The organism is Streptomyces malaysiensis subsp. malaysiensis, from assembly GCF_040653035.1.
GTDB classification, from domain to species: domain Bacteria; phylum Actinomycetota; class Actinomycetes; order Streptomycetales; family Streptomycetaceae; genus Streptomyces; species Streptomyces malaysiensis.
In genome coordinates this window covers 24,948-51,085 of the sequence record NZ_JBEZNG010000023.1, presented here as the reverse complement: position 1 = coordinate 51,085, position 26,138 = coordinate 24,948, and the positions used below count along the sequence as shown (strand labels likewise).

Genomic DNA, 26,138 nt, shown 5'->3' with positions numbered 1-26,138 from the left:
GGGGGTCGTGCGTCGAGAGTCGTACAGCGGGCAGCGGGGGTCCGGCAGCGGTCGGGGCCGCCGCCCTCGTCACATCCGGGAGCCGAGCCACCTCAGCTTCGCCGCCGCCTGGTACGGCCCGCCGCCCTCATGGCCGTTGAAGTCGTACACCTCGATGGACTTCTCCTCGTGGGCCCAGGTGTTGAAGGCCGCGAACACGGTGGAGGGCGGACATGTCTGGTCCTCGAGCGCGGTGGAGAAGAGCGCGGGCGCCCGGCCGCGAGCGGCGAAGTGGACGCCGTCGAAGTAGGAGAGCGTGCGCAGCGCCTCCCCGGTGCGGCCGCGATGCGTGCGGAGGAACAGACCGATCTCCCGGTACGGGGCCGAGTCCGTCAGGGTGACGGCGCGCGGGAAGTCGCACAGGAACGGCACGTCCGGGGCGACCGCCAGCAGGTCGGGCACCAGCCCTCCCACCGCGATGGATATGCCTCCGCCCTGGCTCTCCCCGATGACCGCCGTACGGGAGGCGTCGGTGAGGGGATGCGTACGGGCGGCCTCCACCGCGCGCACGGCGTCCGTGAACACCCGCCGGTAGTAGTAGTTCTCGGGCGCGTCGATGCCACGGGTCATGAATCCCGGGTACGCGGGGGCGGCGCCCACCGGGTCCGGAGTGCCTCCGCCGCCGCCCCAGCCGCTGCCCTGGCCGCGGGTGTCCATCACGAAGTGCGCCCTGCCGGTGGACGCCCAGAGCAGATGCTCATGGGGCAGTCCCCGCCCGCCGCCGTACCCCACGAACTCCACGACGAGGGGCACCGGCTCTGCGACCTCCGCGGGCAGCGTCAGCCAGCCCTTCACCGGGTGACCGCCGAAGCCGGCGAACGTGGCGTCGTACACCCGCACCGTGCTGAGGCCCGTGTCGACGGGCTCGAAGCGGGCGTCGAGGTCGTACTGCCGGGCCTCCGTCAGCGTGGCGGACCAGAACGCGTCGAAGTCGTCCGGTTCGGCGGAGGCGCCGCGGTAGCGGTGCAGCTGTTCGCGTGGAAGGTCGAAGAGTGCCATGCGGGACTGCTTTCCCCAGGAGGACGGATGGTCATGCGGCGCGTACCCGGTTCCGGCGGGACCGTGTCCGGCCCCGGACCACCGCGATGGATCCGGCGGGGCGTTCGCCCGCTCCACAGATCATGTACGACGCCGCCGCCCGCGTCGAAGGAGGGGGCGCGGCCCGGCCGCTCTCGTTGAACAGTCCGCTGGTGCCTGGCGGCGCACCCGACCGCGGCAGCGGGCAGGCGGAGATCGCCGGTCAGGACGCCGGGGAGGCGAAGGGGTTGGCATCGGCATGGTGGTGTCCCCAGACGTCCGACGCACCGAAGTCGTGGGGGATCCAGTCCTCGCCCACCTCGATGCCACCGCATCCGATCTCCAGGTGGAACCCGCTGGGGTTCCTGACGTAGAACGAGATCGCCCTGTCGTTCATGTGCCGGCCCAGGCTGATCGAGATGGGCACGCCATTGGCCTGGGCCCGGTCGTAGGCGCGTCCGACGTCGTCGATCGAGCCGTGCTCGATCTCGATGTGATGGATGGACGGCGTCTCCGCGTGCGCGAGCGCGATGCTGTGGTGGGTCGTGTTGCAGCGGAGGAAGTACAGGCCGGGGGCGCGGTAGTCGGTCAGCTTGAATTCGAGCACCGACTCATAGAGCTCACGGAGTTCGTCCAGCTTGGGGCCGGCGAGGACGAAGTGGCCGAGCCCGGTGACGCCGGGGTGCGTGTCGGCCGGGCGGGCCGGGCCGGTGCGGACCTTGGTCTCGCCGACGGCCATCTCCACGCGGTAGCCGACGGGGTCGGTGAACCAGCGCAGCCGGGTGGCGCCGCGCAGCCGTGTCTCGTCCGCGGATCCCTCCTGAACGGCGAAGCCGGCATCGGTCAGGCGCCGGGTGACGCGGTCGAGTTCGCGCGGTGAATCGACGATCCACCCCACCTCTCGTGGGCCGTCCACCGTAGCGGGATGAAGCGCGAGGCGGTACTTGAACGCGTCGAGTTCGGCCAGGGCCACCTCGTCCGTACCGGCCTTGTCGGTGGTGATCCCGACTCCCAGGGTGCGCCCGAGCAGATCGGCCCAGGCGCCGGGGTCGGTGACATTGAGGCCGATGTAGCCCAGCTTGCGGATCCCCATGGCGGTGTCATCCCTTCGACGCGGCGGCGGCTCCGCCTTGCAGGAACTCACGGACGATGTGGTTGAACTCGGGCGCACGCTCGTACTGCACCCAGTGCCGGCACCGGGGCAGAACCCGCAGCTCCGCGTTGGGGATGCCCTGGAGGATCGTGGGCGCCCAGGTCAGCGGGACGGTCTGGTCCTCCCGCCCCCACACGAGCAGGGTGGGGGCGTCGATGAGGGCCAGGTCGGGGGTCAGATCGCCGAAGTTCGGGGGTATCGGCAGCTCGGGGTGGGCCTTCAGGCTCGACTCGTACCGCTCGTCGATGAGGGCCTCGGTCGCCAGGGTCTCGTCGTACACCATGAGGCGTACGAACCGGGCCATGGCCTCGCGCGAGGGGTTCTCGGCCGCCATGTAGGAGAAGAGGTGTTCAAGTCCGACCGGCCAGGGTGCCGCGTCCTGCGGGAGAACTCCGCCGGGCGCCATGAGAACGAGCCGGTCCACGCGATCGGGGTGGCGCATGGCGATCCGCATCGCGACACCGCCACCGTAGGAGTTGCCCACCAGATGGGCTCGGTCGATCCCGAGAGCCGTCAGCGCGCGACAGACCCGTTCGGCCGCGTGAAAGATCAACGGCTCGTCCATCGCGGGCCGCGGTGAGCCGCCCCAGCCCGGAAGGTCCACCACGATGTTGCGGTAGTCCTCGAAGGCTGCCAGGTTCGCGCCGAAGTTGCTCATGCCCGTGGCGCCCGGCCCGGAGCCGTGCAGCCACACGACCGGACTGCCCGCGCCGAACTCGGTGTAGGCCAGCTCTGCGTCCCCGACATCCAACGTGCTCGTCACTCCGGCACTCCCCTCTCATCCATCTCACCCACGATGCTGTATGGAACGCTCACTATACACTGTGGCGAAGTGTCATCAAGATCGGGCAACTCGGCGATCCGCCCGCTACCGGGGGCCGGAGACGCGGTCCGGGACCTTGCCGGCCACCGGGCACCGCGGCCGCCGCCGCGTGCCCGCCCGGTCGCGGGTCACCGACGTCAGGAGCCGGACTCTCCGCCGCGGCCGCGCTGTTCCGCGAGGCCGCGGATCAGGGAGACGAAGGGGGTGATGTGCGAGCTGTATGACATACCGTCGAAGCTGTTGGTCACCGACAGCCCGTCGGTCAGGGCCCGTCCGAGCACGGCCAGCTCGTCGACGAAGGCTTTGTCCGCCTCGCCGCCGTTCGGCGCGAAGAGCGGAGTCAGGGCATCCACCCAGGACGCGTGGGCGTAGTCGCGGATGCGACGCACGGTGTTCCGCACCGTCTCGGTGTCCTTGTGCGGGCCGACGCTGATGGCCAGCAGGATGCGCAGATATTCGGGCCGCTGGTCAAGGGCGTTGCACGCCGCCGTGATCCAGGTCTCGAAGCGTTCGAGCGGCTCACGGTCGTCGAACGAGGACGGGTTCGGGAACAAGGCGTGCAACTCGTCGAAGGTGCGTTCGAGCAGCGCCGCCAGGACACCGAGCTTGTTCCCGAAGTGGTAGTAGATCGAACTGGGTGGCAGCCCGGACCGCGCGCACAAGTCCGAGATCGCCATGCCGTCGTACCCTCTGCTCGTGATGAGGGTCCGCGCCGCGTCCAGGACGGCGTCGCGACTGTTCGAGCCGACAGCGGACGATTCGGACCTGTATCCCTTTACCACCAGCCCATGATAGGTCTGGCACGGCGCGCGAACGGCACCGGGCGGCGCGGCCGCCCGGTGGCCGCTGAGCGGTCCGCGATCCTCACGTCCAGTTCCGGTAGTCGTCGTCGGGCAGCGGATGGTCGACGGGGACGACGCGGGAGTGGACCGCGGTCAGACAACCCGGGCAGAACAGCTGGCGGAAGACGACCTCCGCGTCGACGTACACCGACGGATCGCGCCAGATGTGGGGCCCCGCGTCGGCCGGGGCCGCGTCGCGGCGGGCCAGCTCCGCGATGAACGCCCCGTCCGCCAGTGCCCCGATCCGCGTGCCGCAGTGGGTGCATACGACGGTTCCGCCCGCGGGCGAGTCCACGACGGCGAGGTTGTCGTCGAGCCGGCGGGCCCCGGTCAGGTCCGGCGCGCCGATCGGCGTGGGTCGGGTGTCGGACAGTCCGGAGCCGGTCGCCCGCCGTTGCCGGAGTTTCCCGCGGGTCTCGTCGGTCGCGGCGGCGTCCACCTCGCCGTCCTCGCGCAGCACGACGCCGTAGACCTCGCGTGCGGCCTCCACCGAGACGCGGGCCTGCCGTACGTCGTCGCCTACGTTCCCGGCCGGGCGGAGGAGGGGGTCGCCGTATCCTCCGCCCGCCTGCCAGTGCAGGTAGAGCGCGTCGCCGGGGCCGAGGAGCGACTCCCCCTCACAGGGCAGCACTTCGATGTCGCCGCCGAGTTCGTCCAGGTCGGCGGGGATGGCCGTCGCCCGGGCGAGTTGGGGCACGTCGATACCGCGCACCACCAGGTCGAGCTGGGAGTTGCCCGGGTAGCCCCCGGCCAGGCCGACGTTCTGGTTGGCGACCTTGCCGGTTCCGGAGACGACCAGTGACATCGCGCCCGTCTGGTCCGGGTGCTGGACGTAGCAGACCGAGCCGCTCATCCCGCCGCGCTGCCGGCCCGGTCCGCCGGAGTCGGTCTGCTCACGACGCCACAGGGCGACCAGCGGGTAGAGGTACTCGGTCATCTCCACGTCGGGTGCCCGTGCGGAGGGGATGATGAGCCGGCCGCCGGTGTCGACGCCGTCGTGGTACACCTGGGCTCCATAGCCGCCGGCCATGACGTCGAAGATGGGCGAGACGAAGCCCTTGCCGCCACCGCCGCGGACATCGACGCCGGAGACCACGCACAGGTCGGTGGTGCCGTTGCAGATCGACTGCACATCCCTGCGGTGGTCGGGCTCGGCGTCCAGCATCTTGGCGAGCACCTCGGCGACCAGGTTGCCCGCTCCCCACGCCGGGCCGAAGGGCCCCTTGCCCACGGCCGCGGGGAACGACGCGTTGGTGAGGGTGTCCTCGTCGGTGACGATCTCGAAGCAGCGCATGAGCCCGCCCGCCGCCCAGGGGATGTCCCCGGCCAGCAGGGGCAGCATCGTGAAGACGATCCCGGCCCGCAGCCCGGGGTAGGGGCAGTTGATGATGCCGGTCTGCCCGTCGGTCCCGCGGAAGTCGAAGACGAGCCGGTCCCGCTCCTTGGTCATCGCGACCTTGATGGCGTGCAGACCGCGGTCGCCGGTGCCCGACTGCTCCTGGTAGCCCACCGCGGTCCAGGTCCCGTCGGGCAGGGCCGTGAGCTTGGCCCGCAGCCGGCGCTCGGCGTCGTCCATCATCCGGCGCATCACGGCCTTGACGGTGTCCGCGCCGTACTTGGCGATGAGCCGGAGGATCTGCTCCGCCGCGTTGTTGTTGGCGGCGATCTTGGCGCGCAGGTCGAGCCCCACCAGGTGCGGAAGCCGCGACCTGCGGACCCAGGCGTCGGCCACGTCGCGCTGGAGCACCCCGTCCCGGACGACCTTGATCGGCGGGGTGGGGAGCGCCTCGCCGAACACGTCCTGGGCCGAGGGGCTGAAGGAGCCCGGCCGCGGCCCGCCGAGGTCCACCTGGTGGGCGATGGCGGTGGTCCAGCCGAACAGCTTGCCCTCGTGGAAGATCGGGGCCAGGATCGCGGCGTCGTTCTGGTGCAGCCCGCCGCCGATCCAGGGGTCGTTGCACAGGAACATGTCGCCTTCGGCGATGCCCGGGTTGGCGCTGCGGTTGCGCAGCGTCCAGACGATGGCCAGGTCCATGGAGCCGATGAGGCCCACGTTGTAGGCGCCGACCTGGACCTGCTCGCCGAGCTCGTCGCAGATGGAGAAGTTGAAGTCGTTGGACTCGGTGACCACGTGCGAGCCCGACATCCGCCGCAGCGTCTCCCCCATCTCCTGAGTGATGGCCCACAGCCGGTGCCGGACGACCTCGTAGGTCAGGGCGTTGACCTGGCCGGCCTGTTCGTCGTCGATCCGGTGCAGGGGCAGCGCGGGCGAGATCTGCCGCAGCAGCTCCTCGCGCGGAATGGGCCGGCTGGTGAACTCGTCCGCCCCGGGGATCCTTGATGTCATGGAAGTCGTCCTCACTGGTGGCTCAGTACGAGGTTGCCGAGACGGTCGACACGGCCGGTGACCCCGGCGGGGACCACGACCACGGTGGTCGGCACATCGACGATCGCCGGTCCGGCGATCTCGTGGCCCGCGCGCAGCCGGGCGTAGTCGTAGACGGGGGTGGGCACGAAGCCGGTCTGTGAGTCGAGGCACACGGAGCGTTCCTCGAGGAACGCCTCGGCCGGGTCGGGGCCGTCGGCCCGCGCGATGTCCGGCAGCGCGACGGGGAAACCGAGTCCGGCCTTGGCCCGCACCCGGTAGGTGATCGCCTGCACACCGGCCTCGCGGTAGCCGGCCCCGGGTCCGTTGATGCGCTCGTACTGTTCCTCGAAGCGCTGGAGGATCTCCTCGCCGGTGCGCTCGGTGAAATCGGTGTCCGGGATGGCCGTCGCGAGCTCGTTGACCTGCATCGAGTAGCGCAGGTCGATCTCGCGCTGGAGCGTCACGTCATGGAACTTCACCTTCTGCCGGTCGAGCGCGCGCTGGAGGTCGGCGTCCAGCCGCGCGTAGTGGGACTCCAGCACGGTGTGGTCGACCGGAAAGGAGGAAGGGTCGGACAGCTCGGCGCTCAGGACGATGTCCGAGGCCGCGAGCCCGTACGCCGAGAAGGCGGAGGCGACGGGGCCGAGCGGCACGACGACCTCGCCCACCCCCAGGTCCTGGCAGTATCCGGCGCAGTGGGCGGGTCCGGCGCCGCCGAAGGCATAGGCGACGAAGTCCCGGGGGTCGTAGCCGGCCTGCACGACGGCCTGCCGCAGGAGGTCTCCCGCCTGCGCGTTCTGCACCTCGTGGATGGCGATGGCGGCTTCTTCGACGGTGAGCCCGAGCGGTTCGGCCACATGCTCGCGGATCGCCTCGCGCGCCAGGTCCAGCCGCAGCGGCTTCCTGCCGCCGAGCAGCCCGCGTTCGCTGAGGATGCCCAGGACCAGGTTGGCGTCGGTGTTGGTGGGCCGGGTGCCGCCGTTGCCGTAGCAGGCGGGGCCGGGGACGGCCTCGGCGCTCTGCGGACCCAGCCGCAGATTGCCGCCGGCGTCCACGGACGCGAGAGCCCCACCGCCCGAGCCGATGGTGTGCACACGGATGGTCGCCGCGTTGATCGGGAACTGGTTCACGATGGAGCCCGGCGCCATCACCGGCTCCCCGTCGACGATCAGTCCGGCCAGGAAGGTCGTGCCGCCGACGTCGGTGGTGATGACGTTGCGGTGCCCGAGCTGCTCGGCCATGCGCATCCCGCCGATGACACCGCCGGACAGGACGGATCCCACCGTGGTGATGGCGTGTTCCGGCGCCCGGTCGGCCGTGATGGTGCCGCCCTCGCTCTGCATGACCAGCAGCGGCCCCTTGAGTCCACCCTCCTCCAGCTGCTTTTGAAGCGGGGTCAGATACTGGCGCAACCGGGGCCCGACCTGGGCGTTCATAATCGTCGTGGAGGTCCGCGCGAACTCGCGGATGCGCGGACTGACCTCCGAGGAGAGCGTGACGTACATGTCCGGCGCGATCTCATGGATCAGTTCGCGGACGCGCTGTTCATGGGCGCCGTTCTTGAACGACCACAGCAGACAGACCGCGATCGCCTCGACGCCCTGGTCCACCAGGGACTGCGCGACGCCGCGGACCTCGTCCTCGTCCAGGGGGACCAGCACCTTGCCCGCGTGGTCGATCCGCTCGGTGACCTCGAGCGCGCGGTGCTTGGGGATCAGCGGCGCGGGCTTGCGCTGCCGGAGCGTGTCCTGGATCTCGTGGGCCGACCGGCCCAGCGTGCGGCCCTCGGCGTTCATGATGTAGATCGAGTCCCGATGGCCCTTGGTGGCGATGAGCCCGACGTCGGCCACCGCCCCCTGGACGAGGGCGTTGATCGACGCGGTCGTGCCGTGGGCGATGTAGTCGGTCCGCGACAGCAGCTCGCCGACGCCGATGCCCAGCTCGCCCGCGAGATCCTCGATCGCGCGCATGACGCCGATCTCGCGGTGCGGCGGGGTCGTCGGCGTCTTGGCCGAGACGATCCGGCCGGCACCGTCCGAGGCGACGGCGTCGGTGAACGTGCCGCCGACGTCGATGCCGAGTGCGTATGACATGTGCCTTCTCCTGGTGTTCTCTACCGCTGATGGGCGGCGAGGCGCCCGGTGACTGTGTGCAGGAGCTCTTCGGGACGGGCGTCCGCACCGCCCATCCAGGCCACATGCTGGTCCGGACGCACGAGCAGCAGCGCCGTGGGATAGCGGTCGGGCCACCGCCCGGGCAGATCGACCACGGTGAGGGGGATCCCGCGCTCACGCGCCGCGTCGCCCCAGGGCCCCACATCGACTCCGCTGTCGGTCCGCAGCAGGGTGAAGTCGGGCCCGAGTACGTCGAACACGGACCGGCCGTCGTCCAGCCAGACATGCGGCAGCCGGAAACCCGCCCGCGCCCGCTCCTGGTAGCCGCCCATGCTGATGGCGTCCTGCTCCTCGCCCCCGACCACCAGCGGCGAACTGGCGTAGTGGTAGCCGAAGCTGAAGCCGTCGGGCGAGTACCGGTGCGGCTCCGTCACCGCGAGCCGGTCGGCGAGTTCGGCGCGGGCCCGCTCGCCGTCCGGACCTGGCAGGTGAATGTCCGGCGACACGTCCGCGAGGGAGGCGCGCGCGGCCGAGCCCACGGCGCTGGCGAACTGCTCCCCCACCGGCTTGCGCTCCCGCTCATACGCGGTCAGCAGCTCCGGGGCCGCCCATCCGTGGTGGACGGCCGCGAGCATCCAGCCGAGCGTCGCCGCGTCCTGGATCCCGGCGTTCATGCCGAACCCCCCGACGGGGATCCAGATGTGGGCGGCGTCCCCGGCCAGGAACACCCGGCCCTCCTGGTACCGCTCGGCCACCAGCTGACGCCCGGTCCACCGCACCACGCCGAGGACGTCATGCTCGACCGCCCCGCCCACGGCCTCCTCCAGGAGCCGTTCGGGATCCTCGCGGTCGGTGTCATGGCCGGGGTCGAACGCGACGTGGTTGAGCCACAGTTCCTCACCGTCGATGGCGATCAGGGACGCGAGTCGTCGGCCGTAGGTCCAGTACGTCCAGGCACGGTCGCGTGCGGCGAGGCGCCCGAGCTCGGATGAGCGGACGAAGGTCGAGACGAACTTCTGGATCGCGTCGACGCCCTGGTAGCGGATCCCCAGCTGACGGCGGACCGCGCTATGGGCCCCGTCGCAGCCGACCACGTAGTGGCAGTGGAGGACCCGGGTGGTGCCGTCGGACTCCACGACCGCCTCGACATGGTCGTCGTGGTCCGCGTACTGCCGCAGTTCGACCAGCCGGGTACCGCGCTCGATGGTCAGCCCGGGGAGCCCGCTCGCATACCGCTCCAGAATGGGCTCCAGGAACAGCTGCGAGATCCTGTGCTGCGGCTCCGGCGTGGGCCAGCGGTCTCTGCCGGCACCGGTCAGCACATCATCGGCCGATGGCAGGTCGATGCGGAAGATCTCCTCGCCCCGCAGGGTCGTCCGGTACTGGATGGACGTCGGATAGTCCTCGGGCAGACCGGCCCGCCGGATGTCGTCGGCGATCCCGAGCCGCCGGAAGATCTCCATCGACCGGGCGGATGTGGTGTTGCACCGGGGATTGACGGCTCGCTCTTCGGCCGCCTCCACGACATGGCACGCCACACCGCGCCGGGCGAGGTCGATGGCGAGGGTCAGGCCCGTGGGCCCGGCGCCGACGATGAGGACGCCGACCCGGTCGCCATGGCTGCTGGTGTGCTGTTTCATGCGCTCAGGAACTCCCCTACCAGGGTGCAGAACTCATCCGGTCGATCGACGTGGATCCAATGCCCGGCCCCCGGCACGACCTGGAGGCGCCCACGGGGCAGAGCCTGGACGAGGCGCGCCGAGACATCGGCCGGGGCGACCCGGTCGCACTCCCCGTGCAGGGCGAGGACCGGGGCGGTGACCCTCGCGGGGTCGACGGGGGGCGGCCCGTCGGCAGCGTCGACGAACATGGACCGGAAGGCCGCTTCGGCGCCGGGGCGTAGGGCTTGCTCCAGCCGGAGGTCCGTGAGGTCGTCGAGGAGTTCGCGGTGGGCGCTCTCGTCCGCGACCAGTCGGCCCAGCGTGGCACGCATGGACTCCCTCGTCGGTTGGTCGTAGAAGGGAACGGCACGGGGCAGCGGTCCGGTGCCCGCACCACCCATGAGAACCGCGCGGCCGATCCGTTCGGGAGCCTCGGCCATGAGGGCCAGCGCGGCGGCGCCGCCCGCGGCCGAGTTGCCGACGAGGTGCACACGCTCCAGGCCGTGGCGATCGAGCAGATCCAGGACCTGTCGCGCGCGGGCCCGCGCCCAGGCCCGCGGCCCGTGCAGCCCGCCGGCGCCCGCCTCGCCACCGGTGATCCGCGTGCCGAAGCCGAGCAAGTCGGGGGCGAGGCAGCGGAATTCGGCCGAGAGCCTGGGACGCACCGCCGCCCAGTTGCTCACGGCGTCGACACCCGGCCCGCCGCCGTGGAGCAGGACCACGGCAGAGCCCCGCCCGGCGCTCGTGCCCGGCTGAGCGACATCCTCCGATACGGCCGACACCCTGACGCCTCCTGTATGGATCGCACATTACAATACTTGTGGTCTGCGACGACGCGAGTCCCCAGCGCCCTCAGCGGGAGCGCGATCGCCGCCGGTTCACGGCAGCCGAGACAGGAACTCGTCGACGCCGAGAAGCTCCGACGATGTCAGGGCCATCACCCGCAACGCGGCCCGGTGCATCTCATCGGCGGACATGGCACCGAAACCCAGGTCCGGATAGTCACACGAGGCGCAGGCATCCGAGATCACCAGCGAACGAAATCCGCGTTCCAGGGCCCCGCGAGCCGTCCCGAGCACACAGCACTCGGTCGTCATCCCGGTGAGGACCACCGTCTCGACACCAAGCCCGCGCAGGACGATCTCCAGATCGGTGGCGTAGAAGGAGTTGTAGCGGTGCTTTTTGATCACGGGCTCACCCGGCCGTGGCGCGAGCTCGGGACAGATCCGCGCACCGCGCTCGCCGTCGACCAGCGCCTCCCCCGCCGCGACCGGCGGATACAGATCGCGATGGATCCCCATGTCGGCCCCACCGGGGCGGTGGACGTGCGCGGTGTAGACGACGGCCATATCGCGTGCGCGTGCCGCGTCGAGGGTCTTCCGGATGGCCGGGAGCACGCGCCGCCCTTCCGGGAATTCCAACGGCGCGCCCTCCGCCACGAAGTCGTTCTGCATGTCGATGACGAGCACCGCTGTGCGGCCCACATCGATCGAGGACCTGCTCATATGCACCTCCTGGGTCCCGAATGACCGGATCTGTGGTCCTGACAACCCATGCCCGTGTCGCCATCCCCCGGCGACTTCGGGCGCGGTCGGCGGGCCCGCCGCCTTGTATGGAACGCTCACTCTACAAAACCGAGCCTGCCCTGACTAGACCCGTGACCGCTCCGACCTGGTCCGCCCTCGGATCGCTGCTCACCGCCGCGCCGGACCAGAGCCCCGGTCCGCCGAGCCCTGAGCTCACTGGGCGGTCGGTGGGCGATGTAGAGCGGCGCGCCGTCAGCGCCGAGGCGAGCGCATCGGCGGTGAGCCTGCCGAAGCCGCTCGACGCCCCGGTGATCACGATGATCGTCAGATGGCTCCCCCGTTGGCCCGGATGATCTGGCCGTTGACCCAGCGGCCTGCCGTACCGGCCAGGAACGAGACCACCGCCGCCATATCGGCGGGCGTGCCCAGGCGCTCCAGCGGGGCGATGTTGCTCAGCCGGTCGATCGTGGCCTGGTCCCGGCCTTCCAGGAACAGGTCGGTGACGGTGGGGCCGGGGGCCACGGCGTTGACCGTGATGTCCCGGCCGCGCAGCTCGCGGGCCAGGATCATGGTCAGTGCATCGACCGCGCCCTTGCTGGCCGCATAGGGGCCGTAGGTCGGCGTGGCCTGCGCGACGATGGACGAGGAGAACGTGATCAGCGCACCGCCGGGGCGCAGCCTGCGTGCCGCCTGCTGGGCGACGACGAGGGTGCCGCGGATGTTGGTGCGGTGCATGTCGTCCAGCACGTCCAGGTCGAAGTCGACGAGTGGCTTGAGCACCATCTTGCCGGCCACATGCGCGACCACGTCGACGCCGCCGAACTCCCGCTCGGCCGTCTCGAACAGGGCGGCCACGGCGTTCTCGTCGGCCACATCGGCCCGCACGGCGACGGCCCGGCCGCCCGCCTGCGTCACGGCGTCGGCGGCCTCTTCGGCCTTGTCCTTGTTCCCGGCGTAGCCGACGACCACGGCCAGGCCGTCCGCGGCCAGACGGGCCACCACTTCACGGCCGATTCCGCGCGAGCCGCCGGTCACGATGGCGACGCGGGGGTTGCTCCCACTCATGGATTCTGCTCCTTTGCTCGGTGCGCCATCCACGATGAGTCCGCAGCTGGGAGGCATCCAGTGGCTGATGAGCCAGGGGTTGACATCCCCTGACACGCGGCGGACGGGCGGATCACACTGGGGGTGTGAACCTTTCCGAACTGGGTGCCTTCCTCAAGTCGCGCCGGGACCGGATCCGGCCCGCGGATGTCGGCCTGCCGGCCGGCCCCCGCCGCCGTGTGCCGGGTCTGCGCCGCGAGGAGGTCGCCCAGCTGACCGGGGCCTCGGTCGACTACTACATCGAGCTCGAGCGCGGGGGCGGCGCCCAGCCGTCCGAACAGATGCTGGCCGCCCTGGCCCGGGCACTACGCCTCAGCCGGGACGAGCGCGACCACCTCTTCGCACTGGCGGGCCGCCCGCTGCCCCCGTCCGACAGCCCGGCCGACCACGTCCACCCGGGCATGCTGGACCTCCTGCACCGCATGGACAGCACACCGGCCCAGGTCGTCACCGACCTGCGCATCACACTGGTCCAGAACCGGCTGGCCAACGCCCTCCTCGGCCCACCACCCGCCACCACCGGCTGGACCGCGAGCTTCCTCTACCGCTGGTTCACCGACCCCGCGGTACGGGCCATCTATCCACCCGAAGACCATGACCACCACACCCATTCCTTCGTCGCCGACCTGCGCGCGGCCACAGCCCGACGCGGCGGCCACGACCCCGAGGCGACCGCGCTGATCGCGGAACTCTCCGCCCTCAGCCCGGAGTTCGCCGACGAGTGGGCCCGGCACGATGTCGAATTCCGGCGGAGCGACCGCAAGCGGCTGATCCACCCCGAGCTCGGTCTTCTCGAAGTCAACTGCCTGAACCTGTACAGCGAGGACGGGCGGCAACGGCTGCTGTGGTTCACCCCCGCCGTCGGCACCGACTCGGTCGCCAAACTCGAGATGCTCGCCGTTCTCGGCACCCAGAACTTCGCTCCGTAAGGGCGCTCGTTCCGCAGTGCCGCGGTCAGAGGCTCTTCAGCGCGGCGGCGCCGGGGCTGCCGGCCTCCGCCGTGTACATCACCAAGGAGAAACCCGAGCCGGGCAGGCCGAGGGTGTGCCGGTCGATTTCCAATTCGCCCAGCGCGGGGTGGCGCAGGATTTTCCGCACATGGGGCACGGGGCGCACAGCGTGATGACGCCAGCTGCTCGCGAAAACCGGATCCTGGGCCGCGAATTCGTTGATCAGCTCCGCGAGCACGTTGTCCGTGGGATGCCGAACGCCGGCCGCACGCAGTTGAGCGGCTGTCTGCCGAGCGAAATCGGACTCCGAACCGGGCGCGCCGGTGCAGAGGGTGTCACGGAATCTCAGCGAAAGGCGCGTGAGGTTGCGCTCGTCAGGTGTGAGCCGGGAGAAGTCCGTCATCAGAGCCACCGCCGCCGCGTTCCAGGCGACGATGTCCTGCCGGTCGTTGACGATGTAGGCGGGGATGCCGTCAAGTCCGTCGAGCAGCCGCTGAGCGTCCTCGGGCACCTGCTCCGGCGCGCCGTCGTTCTCCGCCGGCAGCACTTGTCCGGCCAGGCGGGCCAGATGGTCACGCTCCGCTTCGGTGAGCTGGAGGGCCGTCGCCAGTGCGGACAGCACCTGCGGTGAGGGCCGGGGTGCCCGGGCCCGTTCCAGCCGCTCGTAGTAGCTGACCGAGACCTGTGCCAGGGCGGCTACCTCTTCACGGCGCAGTCCGGGTGTGCGACGGGCGCGCCGGGCCGATGGAAGCGTTGCTTCGGCCGGCACATCTTCTGGTCGCAGTGCCTCGCGGCGGCGGCGGAGAAAGTCTGCGAGTTCCTGGCTGCTCACCGTTTCATGCTGTCACAGGAGGGACGGCCGAGCCTCGCACTGCTGGTCCGGGGATCAGCTGTCCGTTCCGTGCCGGTGAATCCGCTGTGCATGGTGGCCCGGTCGGTTTGCTGACCACGAGGAGAAATGGTGTCCAGGACCCCTGAGGAAACTTTTCGGCGCATGATCGATCTGATGCTGGCCAAGGACATGAATGCCGTGGCGGATCTGTGGGCGCCTGATGGAATCGCGGAATTCCCTTTCGCGGCCGGGAATTCCCCTCACGTTCTCCGTGGACGTGCGGAAGTACGTGCCTATCTCGCTCACTATCCGGAGCTGATGGACATGCGGGAGGTGGCCGCGCTCACCGTGCGGCCCACGGATCGGACGGACACCGTCGTGGTCGAGTGGACGGCCACCGGCCGCACCGTGGCCACCGCCGAGCCCTACCGCCTGGACTACATCGTGGTTCTCACGGTCCGCGACGGGCTGATCACCCTGTTCCGGGATTACTGGAGCCCGCTGTCGACGGCCGCCGCTGCCGGGACTCTCGCCGGGCTGCTCGACTCGGTTGAGGGGAAGGACGCCTGATGTCCGGAGTGCTCGTGACCGGAGGCACCGGCAAGACCGGGAAGACGCTGGTACGAGAGCTCCGCGACGCGGGTGTGCGGGCTCGGGCGGCCAGCCGGAACCCGGCCGCGGCCGATCCCGACGCGATCCGCTTCGACTGGAGCGACCCGACCACATTCGGACCCGCGCTCGACGGGATGGACCGGGTCTTCCTGCTTCCGCCGGTGGAGAGTGTGGACCCGCTGCCGCTGGTCGAGCCGTTCCTGCGGCAGGCGCGGCGGGCCGGTGTCCGGCGCCTGGTGATGCTCGGCTCCGCCATCGTGCTGCCGAACGCGCCCAGCGCGGTGGAGATGGCTGCCCGGGTCCGGGCTCGGCCCGGAGGTGTCGTACTGCGCGCGTCCGGCTTCATGCAAAACTTCCTGCGCCCGCACCCCCTGGCCGAGCACATCCACCGACACGGTGTGATCCGCACCGCGGCCGGTGACGGCGAGGTGGGGTGGGTCGACGCACGGGACATCGCGGCCAGTGCCGCCGCGCTCCTGGCCGACCCGGGGGCGGACGCCCGAAGCGACTACCTGGTCACCGGGCCGCATGGGATGAGCTATCCACAGGCCGCGCGGATCATCACCGCGCGGACCGGCCGGCGGGTTCGGGTGGAGCGTATGACGGAGCAGGAGCAGGCCGCCGCCTACCGTGCCTCCGGGATGCCGGCCGAGTTCGCCGCCGCCCTCGCCGCCGTCGAGCGCGGCATCAAGGAGGGGCGCGAAGACCAGGTCAGCACCGCGGTGCTCGAACTGACCGGCCGACCGCCGCGCGCCTTCGCCGATTTCGTCTCCGAGCACGCCGACGAGTGGACGCGGTAGTGGCTGAACGGCGGTGGGCTCGCCGACTGTAGTGCGCAGGCACCAGGACACATCAGTGGCTGGTCCGGGCGCACCAGGGGAAGACGGCGGCGGGGGACGATGCCCGGCGGGGGCACCGGGAGGAAGTGTTGGAGGCGCGTGATTCCCGCGCGATTCCCCCAACGAAAAGGACGTCTATGTCCGAAGCTGTGCTTTCTCCGGTCCGCATCGGGAGGCTGTCGATCGGTGCCCTCGGCATCTTGGCACTCGCCCTCGGCACCCTCCAGTCTGTGGTGGAACCCGCGCTCCCGCTGCTCCAGCGCGAGCTGGGGGTCAGCCCTTCCGAAGGGGCGTTGGTCGGCAACACATTGCTCGTCACCGGCGCGGTCGTCGCACCCGTCGCGGGCAAACTCGGCGACCGCTACGGCGGGAAGTCGGTACTGGTCCGGCTGATGGCCGTAGTCTCGGCCGGTGGTCTGCTGGCCGGCCTGGCGCCGAACCTGCCGGTGTTGCTGCTCGGTCAGGTATTACAGGGCGTCATGGTGGGCGCGCTGCCCCTCTCCTTCATCCTGGTGCGCAAACACCTCCCGACAGGAGAGTCGCAACTGGCCATCGGGGTGGTCATGGCGCTGTTCACGGGCGGCGGCATGGTGGGAACGCTGTTTGCCGGGCCGATCGCCGAAGGGCTGTCCTGGCATTGGATGTTCGCGCTGCCGACGATCGCCATCATCGCGATGACGCTGGTCATCACCCGGCTGATGCCGCATGATCCGCCGGTCCAAGCGGACAACAGGATCGACTGGCCCGGCATGGCACTGCTGAGCGGCACGCTGCTCGCGTTCATGCTGGGCCTCGTGAAGGTGACGGGCGACGGGCTGCCGCCACTCGCGGTCGGTGCCATCGCGGTGGTCGTGGCCGCCCTCGCGACCGGATGGGTCGCCGTCGAGCGCCGGGCGGCCTCGCCGATGGTCGATCTGCGCATGCTGGCGAAGCCCGCGATATGGCATTCGTGCGTGCTCACCCTCGTCATCACCACCAGTTTCGGGATGGTGGCCTTTCTGCTCCCGCAGCTGTTCGCGCTACCGGCCGATGGGTACGGCTTCGGGCTCAACACCACCGACATCGGGCTGTTCCTGCTGCCCGGCGCCATCGCCGGGGCGGTGAGCGATTCGCTCGGCGGGGTCGCGGCGCGGCGTTTCGGTCTGCGTGCCGTGCTCATCGGGGGCGCCGTCGTCACGGTGGCCACGGTGATCGCCCTGGTGTCGCTGCACACCGCGGAGTGGCAACTCGTCGTCGCGAAGGTGCTGATCGCCATCGGTGCGGGCGTCGGTAGCACGGCGCTGCTCACCCGGACCGCCACCGCCGTCGAGACCAGGGACACCGGCATCGCCACCAGCCTGCTCGTGGTGACACGTGTGATCGGCGTCGCCGTGGGCTCCCAGGTCGCCGCCGCGATCCTCGACGCCGGGGCCGACTCGGCGACGGGCCTGCCCACCGAATCGGCCTTCGTCACGGGTTTCGCCATGGCCGGCCTCGTCGCCGCGTTGTCACTGCTCGTTGTCCGTACGACGAAGAAGGGAGTCCAGGCATGAGGCCCACCGGTCTGTCGATGGACGTGCGTACCACCGCGAAGCGCAAGGTTCTGATCTCCGGGGCCAGCATCTCCGGACCCGCCCTCGCGTACTGGCTGAGCCGGTCCGGATGTGCGGTCACCGTGGTGGAGAAGGCGCGCACACTGCGCGACGGTGGTTACCCGATCGACATCCGCGGTACCGCGATCGAGGTGGTCCGGCGGATGGGGATACTGCCACGGCTGCGGGACGCGCATATCGACTCGCGTCGCTGCACCTTCCTCAACGCCGATGGCAGTGAACTGGCCTCGGTCAGGCCGCACATCGTCGCCGGGAGTGTCGAGGGACAGGACCTGGAGGTACGTCGTGGCGATCTGGCCACGGCCCTCTACGGAAAAGTCCGCGACGACGTGGAGTTCCTGTTCGGCGACTCCATCGACACCCTCGACCAGTCCGGACCAGCCGTCGATGTGACATTCCACAGCGGGCGACGGCGCACCTTCGACCTGGTGATCGGCGCCGACGGTATGCACTCGGCCACCCGGGAGTCGCTGTTCGGCCCCGAGGAACGGTTCCACCGCTACCTCGGCTACTGCTTCGCCATCTTCACCATGCCGAACACCTTCGGGCTCTCCCGCGAGCTCATGTTGTGGAACGCCCCGGGGAAGGCCGCGGCCCTCTACGCCGTCGGGGACAACGACGAGTTGCACGCCTTCCTGAACTTCCACCGACCGCGACCGCCGTTCGATGCCCTCCGGAACCCCGACGCCCAGCGCGACCTGGTCGCCACGGTCTTCGCGGACGCGGGATGGGAGGTCCCCGGCATGGTCAACGCCATGCGCGACGCGGATGACCTGTTCTTCGACACGGCCGGTCAGATCCGTATGGCCCACTGGTCCAGTAGCCGCGTCGCGCTCGTCGGCGACGCCGCGTACGCACCCTCGTTCCTCACCGGACAGGGCTCGAGCCTCGCGCTGGTCGGTGCCTATATGCTCGCCAACGCCCTGGCCACGCACCGGGACCACACCGCGGCCTTCGCCGCCTATGAACGCGACACCCGTGAGTTCGTGGCCATGAATCAGGCACTGGTCGACAACGGCGCGGCCAGGCTCTTCCCGACCACGGAGCAGGCCCTGGAGCAGCGCAACACCATGCTGCGCGCCCTCGTCACCATGCCGGCCGCGCCGGTACGACCGGCCCACTCGGCCCTTGCGCTGCCCGAGTTCGCCCCGACGCCGTGACCCCGGTGCCGTGACCTCGACGTCATGGCCGGTCGCCGGGCGGGGTTCTTCGCGCCTGGCGACCGGCCGCGTGGAGCCGCCGGAGGGGCCCGTACCGGACTACGCCGGGCGGTCGGGGCCCGGGTCGGGGACGGCGGCGTGGACCAGGCCCGACTGGTAGGCGATGACGACGAGTTGCGCCCGGTCGCGGGCGTCCAGCTTCGTCATGGCGCGCTGCACATGGGCGCGGACGGTGAAGGGGCTGAGGAACATCCGCTCGGCGATCTCCTGGTTGGACAGGCCGGTCGCGACCAGGGCCACCATCTCGCGTTCGCGCGGGGTGAGCACGGCGAGCCGTTCGGGGTGGTGCCGCGGGGCGTGGTCCGGTGTGGCCAGGAAACGGGCGACCAGGGAGCGGGTCGCGGCGGGGGACAGAAGGGTGTCGCCGTCGGCGATCGTACGCACGGCGTCCAGCAGCTCCTCGGCCCCGATGCCCTTGCCGATGAAACCACCGGCCCCCGCGCGCAGCGCCTGGGCGACGTACTCGTCGGTCTCGTAGGTGGTGAGGATCAGGATGCGGCTGGCACGCAGCTCCGGGTCCGCACAGATCTCCGACGTGGCGGCGAGACCGTCCAGCTCGGGCATCCGGATGTCCATGATCACCACGTCCGGGCGCAGCTCCCGGGTGAGTCCCACCGCCTCCCTGCCGTCGGCGGCCTCGCCGACCACGGTGATGTCGTCGGCGCTGTCGAGAAGCATCCGGAAGGCACCGCGCAGCAGTGCCTGGTCGTCGGCGAGCAGCACCCGGAGCGTCATGGCGCACCCCCGGCCGCTCCGTCGCCCGGCCGTCCGCCGCCTGTCGCCGCGTCGGCCGGCCGCACCTCGGGCGTTGTCGCTCCGTCGGTGCTCGGCGTCGTGTCCTTGGCGGGCGGGAGGGGCAGTTGGGTGGAGACGAGGAAGCCGCCCTCCGGGCGGCTGCCCGCGGAGAGGTGTCCGCCGACCGCGGTGGCACGTTCACGCATCCCGATCAGACCGTAACCGGGCGGGCGTTCCTGCACCGTGGGCGCGCTCGGTCCCTTGGACGTACTCGGTCCCGTGGGCACACCCGGTCCCCTGGATGCGGTCGGCGCCGTACGGGCGCCCCCTCCGTCGTCGGCGACGGTGATGGTCACGCGATCGCGGCTCCAGGCGAGGCGCACCCGGGCGCTGCCGGTACCGGCGTGTTTGGTCACGTTGGTCAGGGCCTCCTGGACGATGCGGTACGCGGTGAGGTCCACTCCCGGCGGCAGCGGCCTGGCCGTGCCCTCGTGGTGCACCGACACCTCCAGACCCGCGCGGCGGAAGGACTCGAGGAGCGTGGGAAGCCGGGAGAGGCCGGGCGCCGGTTCGGCGGGCCCGGCCGTGTCCCCGGACTGACGCAGCAGACCGACCGTGGCCCGCAGCTCGTCGAGCGCGTGGCCGGTGGTCTCGACGAGCTCTGTCAGGCTCTTGCGGGTCTGCTCCGGGCGGGCGTCGAAGAGGTGGGCGGCGACCGTGGCCTGCGCATTGGCCAGGGTGATCTGATGGGCCACGAGGTCGTGCAGTTCCCGGGCTATGCGCACCCGTTCCTCGGCCACTCTGCGGCGCGCCTCGCTCTCCCGGCTCTTCTCGGCCCGCTGGGCCCGCTCCTCCACGGCCGCCAGATAGGCCCGCCGGTTCTGCACCGAATGCCCGAGTACGGCGGCCACCAGCGGGAACGCCGCCACCGCCCCCACCCTGCTCGCGTCCTTCCACGAGAGGGCCCCGAACAGGGGGGTGGCGGCGACCAGCAGCGCCGCGGAGGTGAGCGCCACCGCGCTCGCCGCGTGCCGTCGGGTGCGCACGGTGAGCGAGTAGGCGGTGATCACGGCGGGGGCCACGATGAGCGGGCTCAGCAGAACGCCCAGGGGCGGCACCAGCATGCCGCTCGCGGTCGTGACCGCCATGGCGGCCAGGGGTGCCCGGTGCCGCAGCGGCAGCACGGCACAGGACACCACGGCAATGAGGTAGGCGGCGGCAGGCGGCGGTGACAGCGTGCTGCCGTCCTCCTGCACCACGCCGCCGAGCAGACAGAGCACGAACGCCGTCGCCGTGATCGCTCCCTCGCGCCACCATGTGCCGCGTGGTCGCGGGCCGCCGCCACCTGTATGCGTCATGGCCGGCTCACTGCCGGTGGCGGCCGACGGGGAGCCGCGGCGGTGCCGCGTCCGGCACGGTCGCGGCGGCCGGGACCCGCGTGCTCAGTTTCTCGCCCTCGATATCCACGTTCGGCAGCACACGGTTCAGGATAGGGGGCAGCCACCAGGCCCGGTGGCCGAGCAGTGCCAGGACCGCGGGCACGATCGCCATCCGGACCACGAAGGCGTCGAAGGCGACGGCGGCGGCCAGGCCGACGCCCATCGTCTGGATGGTCGGGCTGCTCATCCCGATGAATCCGGCGAACACGCTGATCATGATGATCGCCGCCGCGGCCACCACACGTCCGCTGTGCCGGAAACCGTTGACGATGGCCTCGCCGGGGGACACGCCATGGACGTAGGTCTCCCGCATCCGGGTGAGGAGGAAGACCTCGTAGTCCATGGCGAGGCCGAACACTATGCCGATGATGAGAATCGGCATCAGCGACATGACCGGTCCGGTCTGCTCGATGCCGAGCAGGTCCGCCGCCCAGCCCCACTGGAAGACGGCGACCAGGACGCCGAAGGCGGCACCCACCGAGAGCAGGAAGCCGAGCGCGGCCTTGACCGGGACCAGGAGCGAGCGGAAGACCACCATCAGCAGCAGCACCGCCAGGCCGATGACCACCGTCAGATAGGGGATAAGGGCGTCGGACATGGCTTCGGAGATGTCGATGTTCATCGCGGTGGTGCCGGTCACCAGGATGCCGGCGCCCGTGTCGGCCTCGACACCGGAGACCGCGCCACGGATCGCGTGCACCAGGTCCTTGGTCTCGCCGCTGTTCGGCGCGGTCCGCGGGACGGCGGTGAGGACGGCCGTGTCCTTGGTCCGGCTGAGAACCGGATCGCCGACCGACACGACCCCGTCCACTCCCCGTACGGTCCTGGCGACCAGGTCGGTGGTGGCCCGGCTGTCGCCGGACCCCGACGACGCCGACATGTCCACGACCACGGTCAACGGGCCGTTGAAACCGGGGCCGAAGCCTTCCGACAGCAGGTCGTAGGCGCGGCGCTGGGTGGTCTCCACCGACTTGGACTCGTCTCCGGGCAGCCCGAGTTCGAGGCTCAGCGCCGGTAGGGCCACGGCGCCGAGGCCGAGTCCGGCGACCAGCAGCACGGCCGCCGGCCGGCGCAGCACGAACCGCGCCCAGCGGGTGCCCATGCGCTTCGCTGGATCTGCCGCGAGGGGTCGTCGATCGCCTGCGGGCTCATCGTGGCTGATGGCGCAGTTCCCCGCGCCCCTTCGGGGCGCTCCCTCGGCCTTGCGCACGGCACGCGCCAGGATCCTTCCCCAAGCTCTCGGCTTCGCTCGAGCAGGGGATACCCCATTGCCGAAGAAGCCGAACAGCGCGGGGACCAGGGTCAGTGCGACGAGTACGGCAAGCGCCACGGCGCCCGCGCCGCCCATGCCCATCTTGGTGAGTTCGGGGATGCCGACGACCCCCAGCCCGATCAGGGCGATGAAGACGGTCGCACCGGCGAAGACGACGGCGGATCCGGCCGTGCCCGCCGCCCGGCCGGCGGCCTCCTCCGGCTCGCGGCCCTGGGCGCGCTCATCGCGGAAGCGGGAGGTGATGAAGAGCGCGTAGTCGATGCCGACCGCGAGCCCCAGCATCAGCGCCAGGATGGCGACGGTGGACGTCAGGCCCAGCGGAACGGCCAGCGCGGAGACCAGACCGAAGGCGATGGCCACCCCCACGAAGGCGGTCAGCAGCGACAATCCGGCCGCGGCCAGCGATCCGAGGGCGAGGACCAGCACCACCGCGGCCACCGCCACGCCGATGATCTCCGTCGTACCGCCAGGTTCCTCTTCCGAATCCAGGGCCGAGCCGCCGATCTCCACGGTCAGCCCGGCGTCCCGGGCCCGGCTCGCGGCATCCGCCAGGGCGCTCTTCGTCTGCTCGGTCAGGTCGACGGCGCCCACGGTGTAGGTGATCGTGGAGTAGGCGATGGTGCCGTCCTCGCTGACGGCACCGGCCTCATAGGGGTCGGTGGCCGACGCGACCTGATCGCCCCCGTCCAGCGAGCCGAGCGTGTCCTCGACGGCCGCCTTGTTCTCCCTGGCCGTCACCCGCTGCCCGTCCGGGGCCCGGAACACCAGGCGGGCCTCGGCGCCTTGGGCGTTGCTCTGGGGAAAGCGCTCGTCCAGCAGGTCGAACGCCTTCTGCGACTCGGTGCCGGGCATGGAGAGGTCCTCTTCCTTGCCCTCCGGCGCCAGGCCGGCGGCGGCGATGGCCACCACCAGGACGCCCAGCCACAGACCACCCACGAGTCGGCGGCGCCGGAAGGCCCACCGTCCGATCCGGTAAAGAAAAGTCGCCACCTGTCGATCACTCCAGACACCGTCGGGCAAGGGGAATCGCGCGGGATTCCGCGCGCCTCCAACCCTTCCTTCCGGCGCCCCGCCGGGCATCGTCCCCCGCCGCCGTCTTCCCCTGGTGCACCCGGACCAGCCACGCATCTGTCCTGGTGCCTACGCACTAGGTGTATTGATCGCGGGAGGTCGGGGCGCTTCCGGCGGAGCGCTCAGTCCCGCATCACCTCGGGTTCGTGCCGGCGCAGCAGGCGGGCCACCGCGAAGCCGCAGACCAGCCCGATCGCCAGCAGCGCACCGAGGTCGATGCCCCACTGGGTGACGGTGTGGGCCCACAGCGGGTCGACATCGTCCGGCTTGTCGAGGTTCCAGGGCGGCATGGTGTGCGCGAGGTCGAGTGTGGTCCCGGCGCCCGCGACGGCCCAGCGGGCGGGCATCAGCCAGCCGATCTGTTCGATGCCCGGGGAGTCGAACAGCTTGAAGAGGACCCCGGTGAAGACGACCTGGACGACGGCGAACATCACCAGCAGCGGCATGGTCTTCTCCGGGGTCCTCACCAGCGCGGAGATGACCAGGCCGAACATCATGGCGGTGAAGCCCAGCGCGCTGACGACCACGCAGACCTCGACGGCCGTGGGCATGAGCAGCCCCTGTGCGGGCAGTTGACGGACGGAGAAGCCGATCGCGCAGATGACGACACCCTGCATCGCGGTGATCAGACCGAGGACGATCACCTTCGACATCAGATACGCGGATCGGGACAGACCCGTGGCCCTCTCCCGTTCGTAGATCACCCGTTCCTTGATCAATTCACGTACGGAGTTGGCCGCGCCGGAGAAGCACATGCCGACGACCAGCACCAGCAGAATGGTTCCGGACTCCTGGTTGTAGCGGAAGCGGCTGCCGGGCGGTGGCGGGGCGAGTCCGAAGGTCGCCGGAATCAGACAGCTCACTCCGCCCAGCACGGCCGGGAGCAGCAGCATCAGCGCCATGAAGCCCTTGTCGGAGGCGATGACCGACGCATAGCGGCGCATCAGCGTCCACAACTGGCCGAGCCAGCCCTGTGGTTTGGGCCGCAGAGCCCGTGCGGGCGGCTGCGCCGCGGGGGCGCCGGGCTGCGGCGGCGGTACGGCCGAGTCGATCTCCGCGGCGCACCGGGCGTACTGCGGGGAAGCCCGCCAGCGCCCGGCCCAGTCGTCGTCGCGGTGGTTCTCGAAGGCGGAGAAGACATCGGGCCAGCTGTCGTGGCCGAAGAACTCCAGGGCCTCGTCCGGGGGACCGAAGTACGCCACGGAGCCGCCGGGCGCCATGACCAACACCCGGTCGCACAGGGACAGTTCGGCGACCGAGTGGGTCACCACCAGCACGGTACGGCCGTCGTCGGCGAGCTCCCGCAGCAGCTTCATCACATCACGGTCCAGGCCCGGATCCAGTCCGGAGGTGGGCTCGTCGAGGAAGAGCAGGGAGGGCTTGGTCAGCAGTTCCAGGGCAACGGAGACCCGCTTGCGCTGACCGCCGGAGAGCGAGGCGACCTTCTTGTCCCGGTGGACGTCGAGTCTGAGCCCCTGGAGCACCTCGTCGATACGGGCCTTGCGCTCGGCCGCCTTGGTGTCACCGGGAAAGCGGAGCCTGGCGGCGTATTTCAGGGCGGTGTCGACGGTCAGCTCCTTGTGCAGGATGTCATCCTGCGGGACGAGACCGATACGGCGGCGCAACTCGGCGAACTGGGCGTAGAGATCGCGGTGGTCGTAGAGCACCTGACCACGGTCGGCGGGCCGGTAGCCGGTGAGCGCGCGCAGCAGGGTGGACTTCCCGGAGCCCGACGGCCCGATCACCGCGACCAGCGACTTCTCGGGGACACCGAGGGAGACGTCGTCCAGGATGGTCTTGCCGCGCCCGACGGTCACCGTCAGATTGCGGGCGGCGAAGAAGACCTCGCCGGTGTCGACGAACTCCTCCAGCCGATCTCCGGCGAGCCGGAAGGTGGAGTGGCCGACTCCGACGATGTCGTACGGGCCGATGATCCGGCGGTCCACGGGCTGCCCGTTGACATAGGTGCCGTTGTGACTTCCGAGGTCGACGATTTCGAAACGGCCGCCGGGCAGGGGCCGGAACTCCGCGTGGTGGCGGGAGACATACGGGCCCTCCACCACGAGTTCGTTGTCCTGCGCGCGACCGATACGCAGCCGTTGTCCCAGGATGATCGGGTGGACGCCGGAGGGGTCCCGATCGATGGACAGGGCCGCGGCGGCTCCGCGGGGACCGGCCGCGGGGCCTTCGCATCGGTGGGGGTCCGGGGCGTCGCCCGCGTCGCCGGGAGTCCGTGGAACCGCCGGGGCGGAGTCGGACGCGGCGTGGTGGGGCAGGGGCCGGAACAGCTCGTCGTCATGGGCCGCCGCCCCCGTGGGGGCTCCCGGAGCCTCCCCCGCCCGGGGACCGGGCACCACCGGGGGTGTGGCGGCCGCCTCCGGAGTGCCCCCGCCCGTGGCACCCCGGGCCCTGGGACGGGTCTCGCCCCGGGGCGGCCCCGCGGGTATCGGAACGTCGGCACGCGCCTGATCGCCACCCACCGCCGCCGGGGCTCCGGTGAGGACGCCGGTGAAGTCCAGCCGCATACCGGTGGAGACGTTTCCCAGCCGGATGATCGAACCGTGGCCGATCTCCATCCGCTGGATACGACGCCCGTCGGCGAACGTGCCATTGGCGCTGCCGAGATCTTCGATGACCCATGTCCCGCCGTCGCGGCGGATCACGAGGTGCCGCCGGGAGACCCGGCGGTCGATGCACGAGATGTCGGCCTGCTGGTCGCGCCCGATGGTGTAGCTCCGGGACGGGTCCAGGGCCCAGGTGCGTCCATTGGCATGCAGTACAAGTTCCGGCACATCCGCCCCAAGTCGATCGTGTGCACCGAGGCCGTCCGCACGAGGACGGACGACGGCTCGGCCGGTGTGCGGCCAGGACCGGGACACGTCGGCGCGTACGGTCATGGTCGACAGGGAAGAGGGCGCGGGACCTGCG

Annotated in this window: 21 protein-coding genes and 1 pseudogene; 6 read left to right on the top strand and 16 right to left on the bottom strand. The window is 70.8% G+C overall.

What is annotated here, in order from left to right; all coding sequences use genetic code 11:
- Window positions 1-69: 69 nt before the first annotated feature.
- From AB0E24_RS34665 to AB0E24_RS34625, 9 genes are all read right to left on the bottom strand, one after another.
- Window positions 70-1,038, bottom strand: coding sequence for an acetylxylan esterase (locus tag AB0E24_RS34665; RefSeq protein ID WP_093700452.1), 969 nt, complete (start codon window positions 1,036-1,038; stop codon window positions 70-72).
- 241 nt (window positions 1,039-1,279) lie between these two features.
- A complete protein-coding gene (locus AB0E24_RS34660) occupies window positions 1,280-2,149 on the bottom strand; it encodes a VOC family protein (RefSeq protein ID WP_174882300.1) in 870 nt (289 codons plus the stop codon).
- A gap of 7 nt (window positions 2,150-2,156) precedes the next feature.
- Window positions 2,157-2,972: an alpha/beta fold hydrolase gene (locus AB0E24_RS34655; protein ID WP_359383111.1), complete on the bottom strand. Its 816-nt coding sequence runs from the start codon at window positions 2,970-2,972 to the stop codon at window positions 2,157-2,159.
- Window positions 2,973-3,169: 197 nt separating this feature from the next.
- Entirely contained in the window at window positions 3,170-3,814 is a 645-nt protein-coding gene (locus AB0E24_RS34650) for a TetR/AcrR family transcriptional regulator (protein WP_079256861.1), read from the bottom strand.
- 82 nt (window positions 3,815-3,896) lie between these two features.
- On the bottom strand, window positions 3,897-6,221 hold the full coding sequence (locus AB0E24_RS34645; protein WP_359383108.1) for a hydantoinase B/oxoprolinase family protein: 2,325 nt from the start codon (window positions 6,219-6,221) through the stop codon (window positions 3,897-3,899).
- A gap of 11 nt (window positions 6,222-6,232) precedes the next feature.
- Window positions 6,233-8,335 (bottom strand): hydantoinase/oxoprolinase family protein, encoded by a 2,103-nt coding sequence (locus AB0E24_RS34640; RefSeq protein WP_359383105.1) that lies wholly within the window; start codon window positions 8,333-8,335, stop codon window positions 6,233-6,235.
- A gap of 20 nt (window positions 8,336-8,355) precedes the next feature.
- On the bottom strand, window positions 8,356-9,996 hold the full coding sequence (locus AB0E24_RS34635) for an FAD-dependent monooxygenase (protein ID WP_359383102.1): 1,641 nt from the start codon (window positions 9,994-9,996) through the stop codon (window positions 8,356-8,358).
- The gene (locus AB0E24_RS34630; protein ID WP_359383099.1) at window positions 9,993-10,799 is read right to left on the bottom strand and encodes an alpha/beta fold hydrolase; all 807 of its coding nucleotides are present in this window, start codon (window positions 10,797-10,799) and stop codon (window positions 9,993-9,995) included. The genes AB0E24_RS34635 and AB0E24_RS34630 overlap by 4 nt, the downstream gene beginning before the upstream one ends.
- Before the next feature lie 96 nt (window positions 10,800-10,895).
- Window positions 10,896-11,522 (bottom strand): cysteine hydrolase family protein, encoded by a 627-nt coding sequence (locus AB0E24_RS34625; RefSeq protein ID WP_147965123.1) that lies wholly within the window; start codon window positions 11,520-11,522, stop codon window positions 10,896-10,898.
- A gap of 152 nt (window positions 11,523-11,674) precedes the next feature.
- On the opposite strand from AB0E24_RS34625, the gene AB0E24_RS34620 reads away from it, so the two are divergent.
- Window positions 11,675-11,896: a hypothetical protein gene (locus AB0E24_RS34620; RefSeq protein WP_159398978.1), complete on the top strand. Its 222-nt coding sequence runs from the start codon at window positions 11,675-11,677 to the stop codon at window positions 11,894-11,896.
- Here the strand turns inward: AB0E24_RS34620 and AB0E24_RS34615 are convergent.
- A complete protein-coding gene (locus tag AB0E24_RS34615) occupies window positions 11,868-12,608 on the bottom strand; it encodes an SDR family oxidoreductase (RefSeq protein WP_351384713.1) in 741 nt (246 codons plus the stop codon). The genes AB0E24_RS34620 and AB0E24_RS34615 overlap by 29 nt on opposite strands.
- Window positions 12,609-12,733: 125 nt before the next feature.
- Here AB0E24_RS34615 and AB0E24_RS34610 point away from each other — a divergent pair, with 125 nt between their 5' ends.
- A complete protein-coding gene (locus AB0E24_RS34610; RefSeq protein WP_232638072.1) occupies window positions 12,734-13,576 on the top strand; it encodes a helix-turn-helix transcriptional regulator in 843 nt (280 codons plus the stop codon).
- A 25-nt stretch (window positions 13,577-13,601) separates the two neighbouring features.
- Here AB0E24_RS34610 and AB0E24_RS34605 read toward each other — a convergent pair whose 3' ends face one another.
- Both AB0E24_RS34605 and AB0E24_RS46170 read right to left on the bottom strand, forming a co-directional pair.
- On the bottom strand, window positions 13,602-14,219 hold the full coding sequence (locus AB0E24_RS34605) for an MmyB family transcriptional regulator (RefSeq protein ID WP_459117470.1): 618 nt from the start codon (window positions 14,217-14,219) through the stop codon (window positions 13,602-13,604).
- 3 nt (window positions 14,220-14,222) lie between these two features.
- Window positions 14,223-14,366: pseudogene (locus tag AB0E24_RS46170) on the bottom strand (helix-turn-helix domain-containing protein); the annotation flags it as partial.
- A 225-nt stretch (window positions 14,367-14,591) separates the two neighbouring features.
- Here AB0E24_RS46170 and AB0E24_RS34600 point away from each other — a divergent pair.
- The 4 genes from AB0E24_RS34600 to AB0E24_RS34585 all read left to right on the top strand — a co-directional run bounded on the left by AB0E24_RS34600 (window position 14,592) and on the right by AB0E24_RS34585 (window position 18,632).
- On the top strand, window positions 14,592-14,999 hold the full coding sequence (locus tag AB0E24_RS34600; RefSeq protein ID WP_359383090.1) for a nuclear transport factor 2 family protein: 408 nt from the start codon (window positions 14,592-14,594) through the stop codon (window positions 14,997-14,999).
- Window positions 14,999-15,841, top strand: a complete 843-nt coding sequence (locus AB0E24_RS34595) for an NAD(P)H-binding protein (RefSeq protein WP_359383087.1) — start codon at window positions 14,999-15,001, stop codon at window positions 15,839-15,841. Before AB0E24_RS34600 ends, AB0E24_RS34595 begins: the two co-directional genes overlap by 1 nt.
- Window positions 15,842-16,017: 176 nt before the next feature.
- Entirely contained in the window at window positions 16,018-17,412 is a 1,395-nt protein-coding gene (locus AB0E24_RS34590; RefSeq protein ID WP_359383084.1) for an MFS transporter, read from the top strand.
- Window positions 17,409-18,632, top strand: a complete 1,224-nt coding sequence (locus AB0E24_RS34585; protein WP_359383081.1) for an FAD-dependent monooxygenase — start codon at window positions 17,409-17,411, stop codon at window positions 18,630-18,632. The genes AB0E24_RS34590 and AB0E24_RS34585 overlap by 4 nt, the downstream gene beginning before the upstream one ends.
- 99 nt (window positions 18,633-18,731) lie before the next feature.
- On the opposite strand, the gene AB0E24_RS34580 is transcribed toward AB0E24_RS34585, so the two are convergent.
- The 4 genes from AB0E24_RS34580 to AB0E24_RS34565 all read right to left on the bottom strand — a co-directional run bounded on the left by AB0E24_RS34580 (window position 18,732) and on the right by AB0E24_RS34565 (window position 26,002).
- Window positions 18,732-19,427 carry a response regulator transcription factor gene (locus tag AB0E24_RS34580; protein WP_251770255.1) on the bottom strand — a complete coding sequence of 232 codons (696 nt, stop codon included), beginning with the start codon at window positions 19,425-19,427 and terminating at the stop codon, window positions 18,732-18,734.
- Window positions 19,424-20,785, bottom strand: a complete 1,362-nt coding sequence (locus tag AB0E24_RS34575; protein ID WP_359383077.1) for a sensor histidine kinase — start codon at window positions 20,783-20,785, stop codon at window positions 19,424-19,426. Before AB0E24_RS34575 ends, AB0E24_RS34580 begins: the two co-directional genes overlap by 4 nt.
- Window positions 20,786-20,792: 7 nt before the next feature.
- Window positions 20,793-23,129 carry an MMPL family transporter gene (locus tag AB0E24_RS34570; protein WP_359383074.1) on the bottom strand — a complete coding sequence of 779 codons (2,337 nt, stop codon included), beginning with the start codon at window positions 23,127-23,129 and terminating at the stop codon, window positions 20,793-20,795.
- Window positions 23,130-23,332: 203 nt separating this feature from the next.
- Complete coding sequence (locus tag AB0E24_RS34565) at window positions 23,333-26,002, bottom strand: FHA domain-containing protein (protein ID WP_359383071.1); 2,670 nt, start codon at window positions 26,000-26,002, stop codon at window positions 23,333-23,335.
- Window positions 26,003-26,138 lie beyond the last annotated feature (136 nt).

Bases quoted from the DNA above. Each gene is read 5' to 3' on its own strand.
- AB0E24_RS34665 (WP_093700452.1), bottom strand. From the start codon at position 1,038: ATGGCACTCTTCGACCTTCCACGCGAACAGCTGCACCGCTACCGCGGC.
- AB0E24_RS34660 (WP_174882300.1), bottom strand. From the start codon at position 2,149: ATGGGGATCCGCAAGCTGGGCTACATCGGCCTCAATGTCACCGACCCC.
- AB0E24_RS34645 (WP_359383108.1), bottom strand. From the start codon at position 6,221: ATGACATCAAGGATCCCCGGGGCGGACGAGTTCACCAGCCGGCCCATT.
- AB0E24_RS34640 (WP_359383105.1), bottom strand. From the start codon at position 8,335: ATGTCATACGCACTCGGCATCGACGTCGGCGGCACGTTCACCGACGCC.
- AB0E24_RS34635 (WP_359383102.1), bottom strand. From the start codon at position 9,996: ATGAAACAGCACACCAGCAGCCATGGCGACCGGGTCGGCGTCCTCATC.
- AB0E24_RS34625 (WP_147965123.1), bottom strand. From the start codon at position 11,522: ATGAGCAGGTCCTCGATCGATGTGGGCCGCACAGCGGTGCTCGTCATC.
- AB0E24_RS34615 (WP_351384713.1), bottom strand. From the start codon at position 12,608: ATGAGTGGGAGCAACCCCCGCGTCGCCATCGTGACCGGCGGCTCGCGC.
- AB0E24_RS34600 (WP_359383090.1), top strand. From the start codon at position 14,592: ATGATCGATCTGATGCTGGCCAAGGACATGAATGCCGTGGCGGATCTG.
- AB0E24_RS34595 (WP_359383087.1), top strand. From the start codon at position 14,999: ATGTCCGGAGTGCTCGTGACCGGAGGCACCGGCAAGACCGGGAAGACG.
- AB0E24_RS34590 (WP_359383084.1), top strand. From the start codon at position 16,018: ATGTCCGAAGCTGTGCTTTCTCCGGTCCGCATCGGGAGGCTGTCGATC.
- AB0E24_RS34585 (WP_359383081.1), top strand. From the start codon at position 17,409: ATGAGGCCCACCGGTCTGTCGATGGACGTGCGTACCACCGCGAAGCGC.
- AB0E24_RS34580 (WP_251770255.1), bottom strand. From the start codon at position 19,427: ATGACGCTCCGGGTGCTGCTCGCCGACGACCAGGCACTGCTGCGCGGT.
- AB0E24_RS34575 (WP_359383077.1), bottom strand. From the start codon at position 20,785: ATGACGCATACAGGTGGCGGCGGCCCGCGACCACGCGGCACATGGTGG.